Origin of the sequence: Limnohabitans sp. Rim8, assembly GCF_945869175.1 — a bacterium.
In the GTDB taxonomy this organism is placed as follows: Bacteria; Pseudomonadota; Gammaproteobacteria; order Burkholderiales; family Burkholderiaceae_C; genus Limnohabitans_A.
The window spans coordinates 1-15,695 of sequence record NZ_CAMBNZ010000067.1; the positions used below are offsets into that span (position 1 = coordinate 1).

The 15,695-nt window shown below is 58.5% G+C and carries 15 protein-coding genes and 1 pseudogene; 6 read left to right on the forward strand and 10 right to left on the reverse strand.

What is annotated here, in order from left to right; genetic code table 11:
- Positions 1-356, forward strand: a 356-nt coding sequence (locus Q0O19_RS10440) for an FGGY-family carbohydrate kinase (RefSeq protein WP_295522735.1), incomplete at its 5' end; no start/stop codon positions are given.
- A gap of 15 nt (positions 357-371) precedes the next feature.
- Here the strand turns inward: Q0O19_RS10440 and Q0O19_RS10445 are convergent.
- Positions 372-671, reverse strand: coding sequence for a hypothetical protein (locus Q0O19_RS10445; protein WP_295522737.1), 300 nt, complete (start codon positions 669-671; stop codon positions 372-374).
- Between the two features lie 46 nt (positions 672-717).
- On the opposite strand from Q0O19_RS10445, the gene Q0O19_RS10450 reads away from it, so the two are divergent.
- A complete protein-coding gene (locus Q0O19_RS10450) occupies positions 718-1,053 on the forward strand; it encodes a hypothetical protein (protein WP_295522739.1) in 336 nt (111 codons plus the stop codon).
- A 76-nt stretch (positions 1,054-1,129) separates the two neighbouring features.
- On the opposite strand, the gene Q0O19_RS10455 is transcribed toward Q0O19_RS10450, so the two are convergent.
- Complete coding sequence (locus Q0O19_RS10455) at positions 1,130-2,350, reverse strand: porin (RefSeq protein WP_295522741.1); 1,221 nt, start codon at positions 2,348-2,350, stop codon at positions 1,130-1,132.
- 3 nt (positions 2,351-2,353) lie between these two features.
- On the opposite strand from Q0O19_RS10455, the gene Q0O19_RS10460 reads away from it, so the two are divergent.
- A complete protein-coding gene (locus tag Q0O19_RS10460; protein WP_295522743.1) occupies positions 2,354-3,757 on the forward strand; it encodes a phage integrase SAM-like domain-containing protein in 1,404 nt (467 codons plus the stop codon).
- Positions 3,758-3,811: 54 nt separating this feature from the next.
- Here Q0O19_RS10460 and Q0O19_RS10465 read toward each other — a convergent pair whose 3' ends face one another.
- The 6 genes from Q0O19_RS10465 to zwf all read right to left on the reverse strand — a co-directional run bounded on the left by Q0O19_RS10465 (position 3,812) and on the right by zwf (position 10,424).
- On the reverse strand, positions 3,812-4,813 hold the full coding sequence (locus Q0O19_RS10465; RefSeq protein WP_295522745.1) for a tripartite tricarboxylate transporter substrate binding protein: 1,002 nt from the start codon (positions 4,811-4,813) through the stop codon (positions 3,812-3,814).
- 72 nt (positions 4,814-4,885) lie between these two features.
- On the reverse strand, positions 4,886-6,382 hold the full coding sequence (locus Q0O19_RS10470) for a tripartite tricarboxylate transporter permease (protein ID WP_295522747.1): 1,497 nt from the start codon (positions 6,380-6,382) through the stop codon (positions 4,886-4,888).
- Positions 6,383-6,439: 57 nt separating this feature from the next.
- Positions 6,440-6,904: a tripartite tricarboxylate transporter TctB family protein gene (locus Q0O19_RS10475; RefSeq protein WP_295522748.1), complete on the reverse strand. Its 465-nt coding sequence runs from the start codon at positions 6,902-6,904 to the stop codon at positions 6,440-6,442.
- A complete protein-coding gene (locus tag Q0O19_RS10480; protein ID WP_295522749.1) occupies positions 6,901-7,875 on the reverse strand; it encodes a tripartite tricarboxylate transporter substrate-binding protein in 975 nt (324 codons plus the stop codon). The genes Q0O19_RS10475 and Q0O19_RS10480 overlap by 4 nt, the downstream gene beginning before the upstream one ends.
- A 225-nt stretch (positions 7,876-8,100) precedes the next feature.
- Complete coding sequence (locus Q0O19_RS10485) at positions 8,101-8,946, reverse strand: SIS domain-containing protein (RefSeq protein WP_295522751.1); 846 nt, start codon at positions 8,944-8,946, stop codon at positions 8,101-8,103.
- Positions 8,947-8,960: 14 nt separating this feature from the next.
- Entirely contained in the window at positions 8,961-10,424 is a 1,464-nt protein-coding gene (gene zwf, locus Q0O19_RS10490) for a glucose-6-phosphate dehydrogenase (protein ID WP_295522753.1), read from the reverse strand.
- Positions 10,425-10,508: 84 nt separating this feature from the next.
- Between zwf and tal the strand changes: the two genes are divergently transcribed.
- From tal to Q0O19_RS10505, 3 genes are all read left to right on the forward strand, one after another.
- Positions 10,509-11,456, forward strand: coding sequence for a transaldolase (tal, locus tag Q0O19_RS10495; protein WP_295522754.1), 948 nt, complete (start codon positions 10,509-10,511; stop codon positions 11,454-11,456).
- 1 nt (position 11,457) lies between these two features.
- Positions 11,458-12,990, forward strand: a complete 1,533-nt coding sequence (gene pgi / locus Q0O19_RS10500; RefSeq protein WP_295522756.1) for a glucose-6-phosphate isomerase — start codon at positions 11,458-11,460, stop codon at positions 12,988-12,990.
- 231 nt (positions 12,991-13,221) lie between these two features.
- On the forward strand, positions 13,222-13,725 hold the full coding sequence (locus Q0O19_RS10505; protein ID WP_295522758.1) for a DUF411 domain-containing protein: 504 nt from the start codon (positions 13,222-13,224) through the stop codon (positions 13,723-13,725).
- Positions 13,726-13,848: 123 nt separating this feature from the next.
- Here Q0O19_RS10505 and groL read toward each other — a convergent pair whose 3' ends face one another.
- Both groL and Q0O19_RS10515 read right to left on the reverse strand, forming a co-directional pair.
- On the reverse strand, positions 13,849-15,498 hold the full coding sequence (gene groL, locus Q0O19_RS10510) for a chaperonin GroEL (protein WP_295522760.1): 1,650 nt from the start codon (positions 15,496-15,498) through the stop codon (positions 13,849-13,851).
- Positions 15,499-15,584: 86 nt separating this feature from the next.
- Positions 15,585-15,695 (reverse strand): annotated as a pseudogene (locus tag Q0O19_RS10515) (co-chaperone GroES); the annotation flags it as partial.

Here is a 15,695-nt window from a genome sequence, read left to right on the forward strand (position 1 = left end):
CGCTTGAGAGCATCGCCTTGCAAAGCACCGTGTTGTTGCAAGCCATGCAAAAAGACGCCCGGCATGTGGCCCATTTGCAGGTGACCGCCCTGCGGGTCGATGGCGGAGCCTGCACCAACAACCTGCTCATGCAACTGCAAGCCGACCTGATGGGCTTGCCCGTGATCAGGCCCCAAACCACCGAGACCACCGCCCTGGGGGCAGCCATTCTGGCGGGGCTGCAGCAAGGTGTGTTCGATCACCCCGGGCAATTGCGCGAACGACTCGCCCCTGAACGCATTTTTGAGCCGCACTGGAGCCGCGACCAAGCCGCGGCCAAACTGGCGGCATGGGACACCGCTGTTCAGCGCAGTTGAAATTTGTTTGGCCGATCAGCGCTGCGCTGACACCACATCCCAGGCCACTTGTTGAAGGTACTGGCAAACATCAACGGGCAATTTGCCGTGGTAGTTGTACACATTGCCAACAGGGTTGGTTTCATAAAGCGTGCCATACACGACCGCTGCGGCTAAATAGGTGCCCGCCAAATTGGGGTGGCTGCCGTCGTGCTCGTCATGCCAACGCAAATCGGGCCGCCGCTGGTAAGACATTTCAAAAGCCAAACCCACCGGAATGACCTTGGGCCCCACCTCGCGACCGACAGCGTTGAACATGTCCACAATTTTGGCCATGTTGTCGGGGGAGGCCTGCTTGTGAGGCGCCACTTAGGCATGCGTCATGTACAGCGCGGTTTTGCCGCCGCGTGATAAACGGCTCTTTGACGCCGATCTGACCGGGCGCCGTCAACCAGTCGATGGGGTGATGCTCAAGACTCGACCCACCAATCGTCGCGGACTTGTAGGCCAGAGGGTGCGACTTGTGCTTTGGTGTCGCCTCCACAAAGCCGCGCAAATGGTTGTGCAAGCTGTTGTTGTCATGAAAATAGCTGTTGCCGACAAACAAGATGCGTTGCGCGAAATCAGGCGCTGTCGTCGCTTGGTAACAAAAAATCCAAACCATCAAGGCAAGATCTTGGGTGAAATGCATGGAGAACCCTTTTTGAGGTTTCTATGACAAGAAAAAACCCACCATGTTGCCATGGTGGGTTTTTTGATCTTTTAACGCTCAGCTGGCTTGCGCCAGCGCTGAATTAGAAGGAGTGCTTCACGCCAGCTTCGAAGCCTTTGGACTTCAAACCAGTGAAATCGCTGGCGGCTGCAGAACCCACGCTCAGACCAGAACCAGCTTCGTTCTTCAGAACAGCGTAGGTGGCATACAAGGCCGTGCGCTTGCTCAGATCATACACACCGCCTAAAGCAACTTGGTTACCCAACTTTTCGCCCTCAATCTTACGAGCAACGTAAGAGGCCTTCAGTGTCAAAGCGCCAACTGGAGCGGAAACGCCAAGGATGGTGGACTTTGCAGTACCGCTGAGATCTAAATCACCAAAAGCAAGTTTGTCAGTCTTGTAGCCAGCAGACAGTTTGGCAACACCCAAGTCATAGCTAGCAGCGATGAAGTTGGAAGTCCACTTTTGATCTGCAGTGGCAGCAACCACCGTGTTCGCAGGAATTGCTGGGTATGGAGCAACGGCAGCGATAGCTGCGTTGGCGCCGGGAGCGCCACCTTTGGTTGTTTGTGTAGCGAAGGCAACAGACAGAGGTCCATTGGCGTATGCCAATTTCAAGCTTGTTGCTGTACCGGCATTTTTGGCGAGGGCTGTGTTTTCGCCACCAAAGCTGTACATACCGCTAACTGTGAAACCATTGAAAGTAGGGCTGTAGTAGGCCACGCTGTTGTTGGCACGAACAGCATTGGGGTCAGCCAAGGTAATGCCTGAACTGAGGCGGTTGGTTGCACCGTTAGACACAGATGCAGCTTGAGCCGTTGCGAAACTTGAAGCAGCAGCTGCAACTTTAGCCAAGTAGGCGTTTTGGTCATTAGTTTCAGTTGGGTCACCTGCTGTGATGACGTTAGCCAAGTTGTAGGAAGAACCCACACCGTTGGTGCCAAACGGATCAGCAATACCAGCGACCGTAAACAATGGGGTGTAGTCACGGCCCAAACGCACTTCGCCGAAACCACCGGACAAACCGATGACGGACTTGCGTGTGAAGTTGACTGCAGGTGTGCCGACGTCAGGGGCCATGCCGCCTTCGAAATGGAAGTTGGCTTTCAAGCCGCCGCCTAGGTCCTCAGTACCGTTCACGCCAAAACGGCTGGAATAGATACCGTCTTGAGCCATGCCGTTGAACTTGTTAGCACCAGTCGTCACGGAACGCATGTTCAAGTCAGCACCGCCGAACAAAGTCACGGTGGATTGTGCGAAAGCAGCGCCTGTGGCAGCAACAGCAGCCAGAGCAGCTAGCATGAAATGACACTGCAGGTGTTCTCCACTACAGACATTTTGGTCAGTCTGTCATATGGTAGCGGTATGGGTGTAAATTTAATAAATTCAAATAAGATCATTGGGCTAAAAGAATTTTTATCAGATTCTTTGAGTTTGGTGGGGGAGTGCGGCGCTTGGCCATTGCTTGTTCTTCATGAAAACAAACCTGTTTTCTATGTTGTTCCCGCCAAAAGTTGGGATGCGCTTGGCATTCAGATGGGCCATGCGTCAGGGGTGAACACAAGCGCGGTCGATTTGGGTGTTTTGGAGCCAGGTCCAAGCCAAGTCGCAGAGCCGAAAAAAGCCCTGCTTCGACGACCAGAGCCCAGAGTGGAGAGGGTTTCTGATCGGCAGACTTTTGAGAAAAAGAACAACTTCACGGCACTCGCTGAAAAATTGTTGGACATAGAGTGGGAGCGGGTGGCCCGTGCCGAACTGAGCGGTTCATCGGTGGGCATTCAAAAGAACAGGTTGGATGCCCATGTATTGCCTTTTTTCAGGTACATACCCCCCACGCAAGTCACCCACGTCGATTTGGATGGATTTGTATCGCGCTTGACCCAGCACGGGTTGAGTTCCACCACCATTTCCCAATATTTTGTGTTGGTTCGAAAGTTGCTTAAGTTGGCCATTCGCCAAGGTCTATTGAAAGAGGTCCCTGAGTTTCCAAAAATCAAAGTGGTCACGCAGCCGCGGTCGATGTTGTCGCTGAAGGAATACAGCCAATTAGCCCGAACCGCTTTGAGGATGTCCAGGACCCAAGTGGTTTCACCTGAACTCAAATCAACGCAAGGTCAACGAGAGCGTTTTTGGGTGGCTCCCCGAAACCGCTTATTGGCGCCCGATATGTTTTGGGCCATCCGCTTCATGGCCAACAGTTTTGTTAGGCCCGGTGATTTAAGGCAGCTAAAGCACAAGCATGTGACGGTTGTGCGTGGTCAAAACGTGTATCTGCGCATGAACTTGCCTGAAACCAAAAAACACGACAAACCGATGGTGACGATGCAAGCTGCTGTGGGGGTGTACGAGTCGCTTCTTCGGCATCAAAAGGCGCAGGGCTTTGGCGGGCCTGATGATTACCTCTTTTTACCCGCTGAAAATGACCGCAATTATGCTTTGGCGGTGCTGGGGTTTTGGTTCAAATGGGTCATGCGTGAGGCCGGATTGGCCACCACCGATGAGAAGAACCGCCCCAAAACGCTGTATTGTTTGAGGCACACTTCTATCATGTTCCGGCTCCTTTACGGTCAAGGGATTGACATGCTCAGTTTGGCGCGCAATGCCAGAACCTCGGTGCAGATGATTGAGCGCTTTTATGCGTCGTCACTCGATGGTGAAATGAACGTGGCCATGATTCAAAGCAGGCGATCAGGGAAGACTTCCAAGTGACCTGCATAGAAGTTTTTGTCCGTCGCCACAGGGTTCAGACCTTTGCAGGGCGCGTCAACCCGGCTTGATCTGACCTTTGATCACCACATCTTTCCAGCGTGCTTGCTCCTTGGCAATGAAGGCCGCGTATTCGCTGGGCGAGCCGCCACCCGGAATGGCGCTTTCTGCGGCGTTCTTGGCGATGACTTCAGGCGACTTCAAGGCCTTGGCGCATTCCTGTTGTAACTTCAAGATGATCTCAGGCGGTGTTCCAGCGCGTGCGGTGATGCCGTACCACTGCACAGTTTCAAAATCCTTGAAGCCGAATTCGGCCACGGTGGGCACATCGGGCAAAACCGAAATCCGCTCGGTCGTCCCTGTGGCCAGGCAGCGCAGGGCACCGCTCCTGATGTGCGGCAACAAGGCCGGTGTGCCTGCTGAGAGAAGTTGAATGCGGCCCGCCAGCACGTCGTTGAGGGCCGGGCCTGTCCCGCGGTAGGGGATGTGGGTGATGAACATGCCTGTGGCCAGTTTCAACGCTTCCATGGCCAGGTGACCCGCACTGGCGTTACCAGCCGAGGCATAGTTGAGTTGGCCGGGGCGTGCCTTGACGTAAGCGATCAGCGATTTGAGGTCGGTCACCGGCACGTCTTTGTGCACCACAAACAGGCTGGGCACGCGAGACAGCAGGGTGACGGGGACAAAGTCCTTGTTCACGTCGTAGCCGCTGTCGGGGTAGATGATCGGGTTGACCGCCATCAGGCCAATGTGGCTCATGACGATGGTGTAGCCGTCGGCCGGGGTGCGCATCATCTCTTGCATGGCGGGCACGCCACCACCGCCACCTTTGTTCTCAATGACGAACGACACCCCCATTTGTTTGGTCAACTCGGTGGCCATCGTGCGGGCTACGATGCTGGAGGTGCCACCGGGGGCAAAAGGCACGATCCAGCGGATGGGCTTGTTGGGCCAGACGGATTGGGCGTGGCCGCTGATGCCTGTGGCGGCCAGACCGGCGGCGCCCATCCACTTGAGGTAGTCGCGCCGAGGGAGGGAGGGGTCGTCAAAGAGGCTCATGGAATCCGTCAAAAAAGAACAAAAGTTGAATTTAATTCAATCCGCAGAAGCGGTGAAGAGGGAAAGCCCTGATCAGCGCACGCTGCGCGAACGCCATTGTTTCCACAGGGGCGGCACAATCAACAGCAACGCTGCCACGGCCATCAAGCCGCCTGACAAGGGCCGCGTGAAGAAGGTCGACCATTCGCCTTGGCTGATGGTCAGCGCTTGGCGCATGGATTGCTCACCCAAAGGCGCCAGAATCAAACCCACGATGAGCGGCGCCGCAGGGAAGTCAAAGCGCCGCATGATGTAGCCCAGCAAGCCAAAGACAAACAGCAAACCCACATTGAACACCGAGTTGCCTGCACCGTAGACGCCCGCGGTCGAGATGACGATGATGCCGGCATACAGCCAAGGTGGCGGGATTTTCAAAAGCTTCACCCACAGGCTCACCAGCGGCAGGTTGAGCACCAGCAAGATCACGTTGCCGATGTAGAGGCTGGCGATCAGGGTCCAGACCAAGCTGCCTTGTTGGCTGAACAGCTGCGGGCCAGTCTGAATGCCGTAGCCTTCAAACGCCGACAGCATGATGGCGGCGGTCGCTGAGGTCGGTATGCCCAAAGTGAGCAAGGGCATGAGCACACCAGCAGCGGCAGCGTTGTTGGCCGCTTCAGGCCCCGCCACACCTTCGATGGCGCCGTGGCCAAATTCTTCGGGGTGCTTGGAGAGTTTTTTCTCGGTGTAATACGACAGCAGTGTGGGCAATTCGGCCCCGCCGGCGGGCATGGCACCGATCGGGAAACCAAAGAAGGCCCCGCGAAACCAGGGTTTCCAAGAGCGTGCCCAGTCTTGTTTGCTCATCCACAGGCTGCCCGACAACTTCATGACTTCGCCTGTTTTGGTTTCTCTGCCTTGCCAGGCCAGGTACAGCGCTTCGCCTACAGCAAACAGACCCACTGCGGCCACCGTCACTTCGATGCCGTCGAGCAGTTCAGGGCGACCAAAGGTGAACCGGGGCTGGCCTGTTTGCAGGTCCACACCCACCATGCCCAAGAGCAAGCCCAAGCCCAGCGCCACCAGGCCGCGCAGCATGGAGTTGCCCAGTACGGCCGACACGGCCACAACCGACAGAACCATGAGGCTGAAGTATTCAGCCGGGCCAAAGGCCAGGGCGGCTTCGACCACCCAAGGGGCGAAAAAAGTCAGTGCCAAGGTGCCGATGGTGCCCGCCACAAAGCTGCCGATGGCCGCAGTGGCCAGCGCTTGGCCTGCGCGGCCTCGCCGAGCCATTTTGTTGCCCTCAAGCGCGGTGACCACCGCCGCCGATTCGCCCGGTGTGTTGAGCAAGATGGAGGTGGTGGAGCCGCCGTACGCCGCGCCGTAGTAAATGCCCGCAAACATCACGAACATGCTGGTGGCGGGCACATGGTAGGTCAGGGGCAGCAGCAAAGCGATGGTCAAAGCCGGGCCAATGCCGGGCAGCACGCCGACCAAGGTGCCGACAAAGCAGCCCACGAAGCCCCACATCAAGGTGGTGGGTTGCAAGGCAATGGCAAAGCCACCCATCAGGGCGTCAAAAGCTTCCATGGGGCATCCGATCGAAAAACTTGAAAACAAGCAGGCTCAGCGCAGGCAATGCTTGCGTCAGATGAACCAGGGCAGTGCCGGGCCCAGGCCAACCCCAAGCAATTGGGCAAAGACAAACCAGAAGGTGCTGGCAATGCCGCCGCAGACCAGAGCCGACTTGAGGTTCAACGGGGCGTCAAACGCACGGGCCACGCCCATGCCGCACAAGGTGCCAGGAATAACAAAACCCAGTGGCATGACCAGTGCGATGAACGCCACGCCGCCGCCCAGCAAGCTGAGCATGCGCTGGTTGGCACCGGGCAGGGGGGACTGGTCGGGCGCTTGGCTTTCGTCGGTCTGGCGACCCCTCCAAGCGCTCAAGCCGTACAACACGGCGAAAGCGCTCAGCGCCGCCACGATCACCCCTGGGGCCAACACGGGGCCTACGGTCATTTGCATCATGGATTGAGGAATGACCGAGACTTGCCAAGCAGCCACCCCGCAAAGGGTGAGCAGCAAAAGGGCGACGCGAAAAGGCGTCATGCCAAGCCCAGTTCTTTCATCAGAACTTCTTTCTCGGCGATGTCCTTGGCCAAGTCGCGCTCAAATGGACGCTCGGTCATGAAAGCGTCTGTCCACTTGCGTGTTTCCAACTCTTGTTTCCATTGGGCAGAAGCGTTGAGCTTGGTCACGAAGTCGATCATGGCTTCGCGCTGAGCGGTCGAGATGCCGGGGGGTGCGAACACACCACGCCAGTTGGACTCGGTCACGTTGATACCCAACTCGGTCAGGGTGGGCACGCTCACGCCTGGAATGCGGCGCTTGCCCGACACCGCCAACGGGATCATGCGGCCCGCCTTGATTTGCTCTTCGAACTCGGAGTAGCCCGAAATGCCAGCGCTGACTTGACCACCCAAAATCGCCGCATTGGCGGGGCCGCCACCTGCAAATGCCACATAAGCGGCTTCGCGGGGGTTATTGCCCAAGGCTTTGATCAGCATGCCCAAAATCAGGTGGTCGGTGCCGCCTGCGCTGCCGCCTGCGACGGAGACCGCTTTGGGGTTGGCCTTGATGGCCGCTTCCAGCTCTTTCCAGGTTTTGATCTTGCCGTTGACGGGCACCACGATGACACCGGCTTCTTCGGTCAGGCGGGCAATCGGGGTCACGTCCTTGATGGTCACGGGGCTTTTGTTGGCAATGCCCGCGCCGATCATGACCGAGCCGCCAACCATCAGGCTGTTGCCCTGGCCTTTGCGCTGGTTCACGTAACGCGGCAGGCCCACCATGCCGCCTGCGCCGCCGACGTTTTCAAACTGCATGGTGCCGACCAGGCCAGCGGCTTTGGCTGCGCGTTCGATGGCGCGAGCTGTGCCGTCCCAGCCACCACCAGGGGCTGCAGGCACAAACATGTTGAGGCTGGCAATCAGAGGCTTGGCCTGAGCCCAAGCCGGCAGTGCCATGGATGCGCCTGCGGCAGCGCCGAAGGCCAAAAAGTCGCGTTTGGAAAAAGTCATGCGGGTCACCTGTTTAAAAATGAAAAACACCTCTGCTGGGCTCACGCCGATTACAGACACCGTCATTTTGCTGCATGGCGTGACGACAAGCTGATAAAAGCGGTCAACTGTGTTCAGTAATTACCCTTGAACGCCCCATCGCCCGAGGGCGGGGCGCCTAGAAAATGCACTCTCTTTGTAGGAGCAACGCCTCCGTCGCTATGGGCGCTTCGCAGGCCATTACCCTCAGGTGTAACGCTTGCTGCGCAGGTTGTTCTTCATGTCGCGCAGGCTGGGCTGCAGTTCTTCGCCAATGCGCAGGGCCACCGTGGTGGCCAAGATGTCGATGATCAGCAAGTGCAGCAAGCGTGAAACCATGGGGCTGTATTTGTCGTAGCCCTCGGGGTGGTCCGCGGTCAGGTGAATGTGGCCTGCGTTGGCCAGGGGTGAGCCGCTGGCGGTGATGACGATGGTGGTGGCGCCTTGCTTTTTGGCGATGTCGCAGGCATCCATCAGGTCCCGGGTGCGGCCCGAGTTGGAGATGATCACCGCGCAGTCACCCGGCTTGAGCATGGACGCGCTCATGACCTGCATGTGGCCGTCGCTGTAGGCGATGGCGTTCACACCCAGTCGGAAAAATTTGTGCTGCGCGTCTTGCGCCACGATGCCCGAATTGCCCACGCCATAAAACTCGATGCGGCGGTTGGTTTTTTGGGTGGCGGCCAGGGCGTGTGCGGCGTGTTCGAGGGCGAAGGAACTGGCGTCGTTGCGGTACTTCAAAAATGCGGCCACGGTGTTGTCGATCACCTTGACCGCGATGTCGCTGGTCTTGTCGTCCACGTCCACGCTGCGGTGGATGAAAGGCACACCTTCGCTCACACTGCCTGCCAGCTTGAGCTTGAAGTCTGACAGGCCGTCGTAACCCACGCTGCGGCAAAAGCGCACCACGGTGGGTTTGCTCACATGCGCGCGGTCGGCCAATTCGGTCACTGGCAAATTGGCAAAGGCGCGCGGGTCAGCCAAAACGAGTTTGCCCACACGCTGCTCGGCCGGGGCCAGGGAGGGCAAGGAGGCTTTGATTCGGTCGAGCATGGTGTGTCTCCGGTTTAAATCTCTTCAGACCAGCAAAAGCCGTCACGGGCGATCATGGCGCTGGATGCGCTCGGTCCCCAAGTGCCGGCAGCGTAGGGGCGGGGGCCGATGGTGTCGCTGCTCCAATGGCGCAAGATGGGCTCGACCCAGCGCCAAGCTTCTTCTTGTTCGTCGCTGCGCACGAACAGGTTCAAACGGCCATCGAGCACGTCGAGCAGCAAGCGCTCGTAAGCGCCAACCCGTTGGCTGCCAAAGCGTTTGTCAAAGTCCAGGTCGAGGTGCACCGGACTCAAGGTGGCTCCACCGCTGCCTTCGCCGCGTTTGCTTTGGCCTTGGGCGAACAGGTGCAGCTCCAAACCGTCTTTGGGCTGCAAGTGGATGACCAATTTGTTGGCATGGCCCAAGGGACTTTTGAAGATGTCGTGCGGAGTCTTGCGGAAATTGATCTCAATGTGCGCCTCGCGCGAGGCCATGCGCTTGCCGGTGCGGATGTAAAACGGCACACCGGCCCAGCGCCAGTTGGCGATTTCGGTGCGCAGCGCCACAAAGGTTTCGGTGCTGCTGGTGGGGCTCACGCCCGTTTCCTCGCGGTAGCCCGGCACAGCGTGTCCGAACACCGTACCGGCGCTGTACTGACCCCGGATGACGTGCTGGCTCAGGGTCTCGGGTGTCCAGCGCTTCAAAGCACGCAGCACTTTGAGCTTTTCGTCGCGGATGGCGTCGGCGTGGGCGTTGATGGGCGGCTCCATGGCGATCGCGCACAGCAGTTGCAAGGCATGGTTTTGCACCATGTCGCGCAATGCGCCCGTGGTCTCATAAAAGCCGCCACGTTTTTCCACACCCAGCTCCTCGGCCATGGTGATCTGGATGTTGGCGATGTGCTCACGCCGCCACAGGGGCTCAAACAGGGCGTTGCCAAAACGCATGGCAAACAGGTTTTGCACCGCAGGCTTGCCCAGGTAGTGGTCGATGCGGAAGATTTGCTGCTCTTTGAAGGCTTTGCCCACCGCCAAGTTGATGGCGCGGTTGGAGTCCAGGTCGTGGCCCAGCGGTTTTTCCAGAACGATGCGCGTCTTGGGCGTGTTCAGGCCACTGGCGGCGAGCTGCTCGCAGACGGTGGTGAACAGGCTGGGTGCGGTGGACAAATACATGACCACGCTGTTGGTCTCGCGCTCGGCCATACGGCTGGCCAAAGTCGCGTAGGCTTCTGGCTTGGACAGGTCCATGCGCACATAGCACAGCAGGCTGGCGAAGCGGGCAAATTCTTCGCTGTTGGGACGCTTGTCGCCGTCCACTTGGTCAAACCGCGACTGGATTTGCTGGCGGTATTGCGCGTCGCTCAGGTCATCGCGTCCCACGCCGATGATGCGCCCGCCTTCGGGCAGGGTGTCGTGGCGGTAAGCCTGAAAAAGTGCGGGCATGAGTTTGCGCCAGACCAGATCGCCCGTGCCGCCGAAGAAAACCAAATCAAAAGCCATGATGTTCTTGAGTTACATGAAATAATGATTTGAAATGTAACTTTGTTTCACTGATAATTCAAGCCAGACTTCCAAAAAATCGCCATGAACCAACTTGACGCCCTCAAACAATTCACCACCGTGGTGGCCGACACCGGTGACTTCAAACAGCTGGCCCAATTCCAGCCGCAAGATGCCACCACCAACCCCTCGCTTATCCTCAAAGCGGTGCAAAAACCCGAATATGCCCCTTTGCTGAACGAAACCGTGTCCGCCCACCCCGGCCAACCGCTGGACGTGGTGATGGACCATTTGTTGGTGCGTTTTGGCTGTGAAATTTTGCAGACCATTCCCGGCCGCGTCTCCACCGAAGTGGATGCCCGTTTGAGCTTTGACACCGCCGCCACCGTGGCGCGGGCGCGCCGCATCATGCGCCTGTACGAAGCGCAAGGCGTGGTCCGTGAGCGTGTGCTGATCAAAATCGCTGCCACTTGGGAGGGCATACAGGCCGCAGCCGAACTGGAGCGCGAAGGCATACGCTGCAACCTGACACTGCTGTTCGCCTTTTGCCAGGCCGTGGCGTGCGGCCAGGCCCAAGTGCAGTTGATCTCCCCCTTTGTGGGCCGCATTCACGATTGGTACAAAAATACCGCAGGCAGCAGCTGGGACGAAGCCGCTCAGTCCGGCGCCAACGACCCCGGTGTGCAGTCGGTGCGGGCCATCTTCAACCACTATAAAAAGCACGGCATCGCCACCGAGGTCATGGGCGCGTCCTTCCGCAATACCAGCCAGATCACCGCTTTGGCCGGTTGCGATTTGTTGACCATCAGCCCCGAGTTGCTGGCACAGTTGGCCGCCAACGAGGCCCCGCTGGGTTTGGCGCTGGACGCCGCAGCCGCTCAAAACATGGATCTGCCGGCTGTCACCTACGACGAAGCCGCTTTCCGCTTGGCCCTCAACGAAGACGCCATGGCCACCGAGAAGCTGGCCGAAGGCATCCGCGCCTTCTGTGCCGATGCCATCAAGCTGGAAGTCCTGATGCAGAAAGCCTGACATGCGTTGTGACCACACCCCGGCCTGGCAGGCCTTGCAAACGCAGGCGCAGCATTTCCACGCCTTTGATTTGCGCACCGCTTTTGCCAGTGACGCGCAACGTGCGGGCACATTGAGCCAGCCCGCGCCGCATGTCTTTGCCGACATGTCTAAAAACCATGTCGATGCGGCGACCGAAGCCCTGTTGCAAGACCTTGCCCGTCAGACCGGTTTGACCGCGCACCGCGATGCGATGTTCCGGGGTGAGCCCATCAACACCACCGAAAACCGGGCCGTGATGCACTGGCTTTTGCGCCAACCCGAAGGCTCTTTGGGTGGCGCTCTGGCCGAGCCGCTGGCGCTGGTGCACGCCACGCTCAAACCCATGTTGGCCTATGCCGAGCAAATTCGCGCGGATGCGCAGATCACCGACGTGGTCAACATCGGCATTGGTGGGTCTGACTTGGGCCCGCAGATGGCGGTGCTGGCTTTGCAAGACTTTGTCATGGCGGGCAAGCGTTTTCACTTTGTGTCCAACGTGGATGGGCATGAGCTGGTCGGTGTGCTGCAGGGCTTGAAGGCTGAAAACACCCTGTTTTTGATCGCCTCCAAAACCTTCACCACCATTGAAACCATGACCAACGCCCGCTCGGCGCTGGCTTGGTTCCAGGCGCAAGGCGGTACCGAGGTGGCCCGCCACTTTGTCGCCTTGACCACCAATGTGGCGGCGGCCCAAGCCATGGGGATGACCACCACTTTTGGTTTTTGGGACTGGGTGGGCGGGCGCTATTCCCTGTGGTCGGCCATTGGTTTGCCTGTGGCCATCGCGATCGGGGCCGCGGGTTTCATGGACTTGTTGGCTGGTGCACACGCGATGGACCAGCATTTTCAGACCGCCCCCTTGGAGGCCAATTTGCCGGTGCGCTTGGGTTTGCTGGATGTGTGGTGCCGCAACTTTTTGAACTTCACCAACCGCTCTGTCGCGCCTTACCACAGTGCTTTGCGCCGCTTGCCGGCGTATTTGCAGCAACTGGAGATGGAAAGCAACGGCAAGCGCGTGGACCGCCAAGGCCAGGCGCTGCCTTACGGCACTTCGCCCGTGTTGTGGGGCGAGCCAGGCACCAACGGCCAGCACGCGTATTTTCAGATGCTGCACCAGGGTACCGACACCGTGCCGGTCGAGTTCATTGCCGTGAAAAAGGCCACGCACCACCTGAAAGACCACCAGGAACTTTTGCTGGCCAATGCGATCGCGCAAGCGCAGGCCCTGATGTTGGGTCAGAGTGACGCGGGTGGTCACCAACACTTCACGGGCAACCGACCCAGCACCTTTTTGTTGCTCGATGAACTCACACCCGCCAGCTTAGGCGCCCTGATTGCGCTGCAAGAGCACCGCGTGTTCGTGAGCGGTTCCGTTTGGGGCATCAACAGTTTTGACCAATGGGGGGTGGAACTGGGCAAGGTGTTGGCCAAAGACATCCATGCCCGCATGGCCTCAGGCGATGTGGCGGGTTTGGATGCATCGACGACGGCTTTGTTGCAGCGCATGCGCTGAACACGTTCCATATCCGCGAGGCTGGAACTCCCGCAAATCCGTGGGCGTGCTGCCCCAGACCCAATATGGCTAAGGGCGCAGGTTTTCAGTGCTTGTGCTTGCTGTGTGCCTGGTCTGCTTCGTCCAGATCTTCAGCCGTGCGAGCATGTTTGAATTTGCCTGCCTGATTCCCGTCTATTTTGAAGCGGGCATGATGTGCCGCATCACCGACCGATAACGGGCACACACACCATGCGCAATTCACAAATCAACGCTTTGCCCAGACGCCAATGGCTCGCAGCTGCGGCCGTGTTGGCGGTCACTGGATTTCAACGCACTGCGCTGGCGCAGGCCACCACGGTGCAGGTCTGGAAAGACCCCAACTGCGGCTGCTGCCAACTGTGGGTGGAGCACTTGCAGGCCAATGGCTTCAAAGTCGAGGTGCGTGACGTGGGCAACACGGCTGCCCGTAAGCGCCTGGGCATGCCTGAAAAACTCGGCTCATGCCACACCGCCAGCGTGGGCGGCTATGTGATTGAGGGCCATGTGCCTGCTGCCGACATTCACCGCCTGCTCAAGGAGCGGCCAGTTGCTTTGGGCTTGTCCGTGCCTGGCATGCCGATTGGCAGTCCCGGCATGGACGGCCCAGATTACAAAGGTCGCAAAGACGCGTTTGATGTCTTGTTGGTGCAAAAAGACGGCACTGCGAAAAGCTTTCAGCGATACCCGGGTCAGGGCCGCATGGCGCAGCTTTAAGTCTTGCAGACCAGGCAACCATGAAAAAAGCCCCGCAAGGCGTGAACCTTGCGGGGCTTTGTTTTTGGCTGGGTGAGGGCGCAAACCCTCAGTCCAGACAGCGGGGCACCTTCATGCCCATGCTTACATGCCCATGCCGCCCATGCCACCCATGCCGCCCATGTCAGGCATGCCGCCGCCAGCGCCGGACTCGTCTTTCGGTGCTTCGGAGATCATGCACTCGGTGGTCAACATCAAAGAGGCCACAGACGCGGCGTTTTGCAAGGCCGTGCGTGTCACTTTGGTGGGGTCCAAGATGCCCATTTCGATCATGTCGCCGTAGGTGTCATTGGCCGCGTTGAAGCCGTAGTTGCCCGAACCGGCCAACACCGCATTCACCACCACCGATGGCTCGCCACCAGCGTTGTACACGATCTCGCGCAGTGGGGCTTCGATGGCTTTCAACACCAGCTTGATGCCGGCGTCTTGGTCAGCGTTGTCGCCCTTGATGGTGCCAGCCGCTTGACGTGCACGCAGCAAAGCCACGCCGCCGCCAGCCACGATGCCTTCTTCCACAGCAGCGCGTGTGGCGTGCAGGGCGTCTTCCACGCGGGCTTTCTTTTCTTTCATCTCGACTTCGGTGGCAGCGCCGACCTTGATCACGGCCACACCGCCAGCCAACTTGGCCACGCGCTCTTGCAGCTTTTCGCGGTCGTAGTCAGACGTGGCTTCTTCGATTTGCACGCGCACTTGTTTGACGCGGGCTTCGATGTCAGCGGCTGCACCAGCGCCGTCGATGATGATGGTGTTTTCCTTGCCCACTTCGATGCGCTTGGCTTGGCCCAGATCGGCCAAAGTCACTTTCTCGAGGGTCAGGCCCACTTCTTCAGCGATCACTTTGCCGCCGGTCAAGATGGCGATGTCTTCCAACATGGCTTTGCGACGGTCGCCAAAGCCTGGAGCCTTGACAGCCACCACCTTCAGGATGCCACGGATGGTGTTCACCACCAAAGTGGCCAAGGCTTCGCCTTCGACTTCTTCGGCAATGATGAGCAATGGACGGCCAGCCTTCGCCACGGCTTCCAGTGTGGGCAGCAGATCGCGGATGTTGCTGATCTTCTTGTCGAACAACAACACAAAGGGGTTGTCCAGCAAAGCGGCTTGCTTTTCGGGGTTGTTGATGAAGTAGGGGGAGAGGTAGCCACGGTCAAACTGCATGCCTTCGACGATGTCGAGTTCGTTGTCTAGCGATTTGCCGTCTTCCACGGTGATCACGCCTTCTTTGCCCACTTTGTCCATGGCCTTGGCGATGATGTCGCCAATGCTGGAATCGCTGTTTGCAGAGATCGAACCGACTTGGGCGATTTCTTTGGTGGTGGTGGTGGCCTTAGACGCTTTTTGCAGCTCTGCGATCAGGGCTGTTACGGCCTTGTCGATACCGCGCTTCAGGTCCATCGGGTTCATACCGGCGGCTACATATTTCATGCCTTCGCGCACGATGGCTTGGGCCAGCACGGTGGCCGTGGTGGTGCCGTCGCCCGCGTTGTCAGAGGTTTTGGAAGCAACTTCCTTGACCATCTGCGCGCCCATGTTTTGCAGTTTGTCTTTGAGTTCGATTTCCTTGGCCACGGACACACCGTCCTTGGTCACGGTGGGGGCGCCGAAAGAGCGCTCCAGAACCACGTTGCGGCCCTTAGGGCCCAGGGTCACTTTGACTGCGTTGGCCAAAATGTTCACGCCTTCAACCATGCGTGCGCGGGCTTCGCCGCCGAAAATTACGTCTTTTGCTGCCATTTGTGTAGCTCCTGAATTAAATTGATTTGGTCAGTTGAGGACAGAGCGAACGGGCGCTTCGCGCGTCGTTCGGTCTGTCCCGCAAGTTATTCCACTACCGCGAACAGGTCTTCTTCTTTCATGACGAGCAGTTCTTCGCCGTCAACTTTGACCGTTTGGCCACTGTATTTGCCGAACAACACGCGGTCACCTACCTT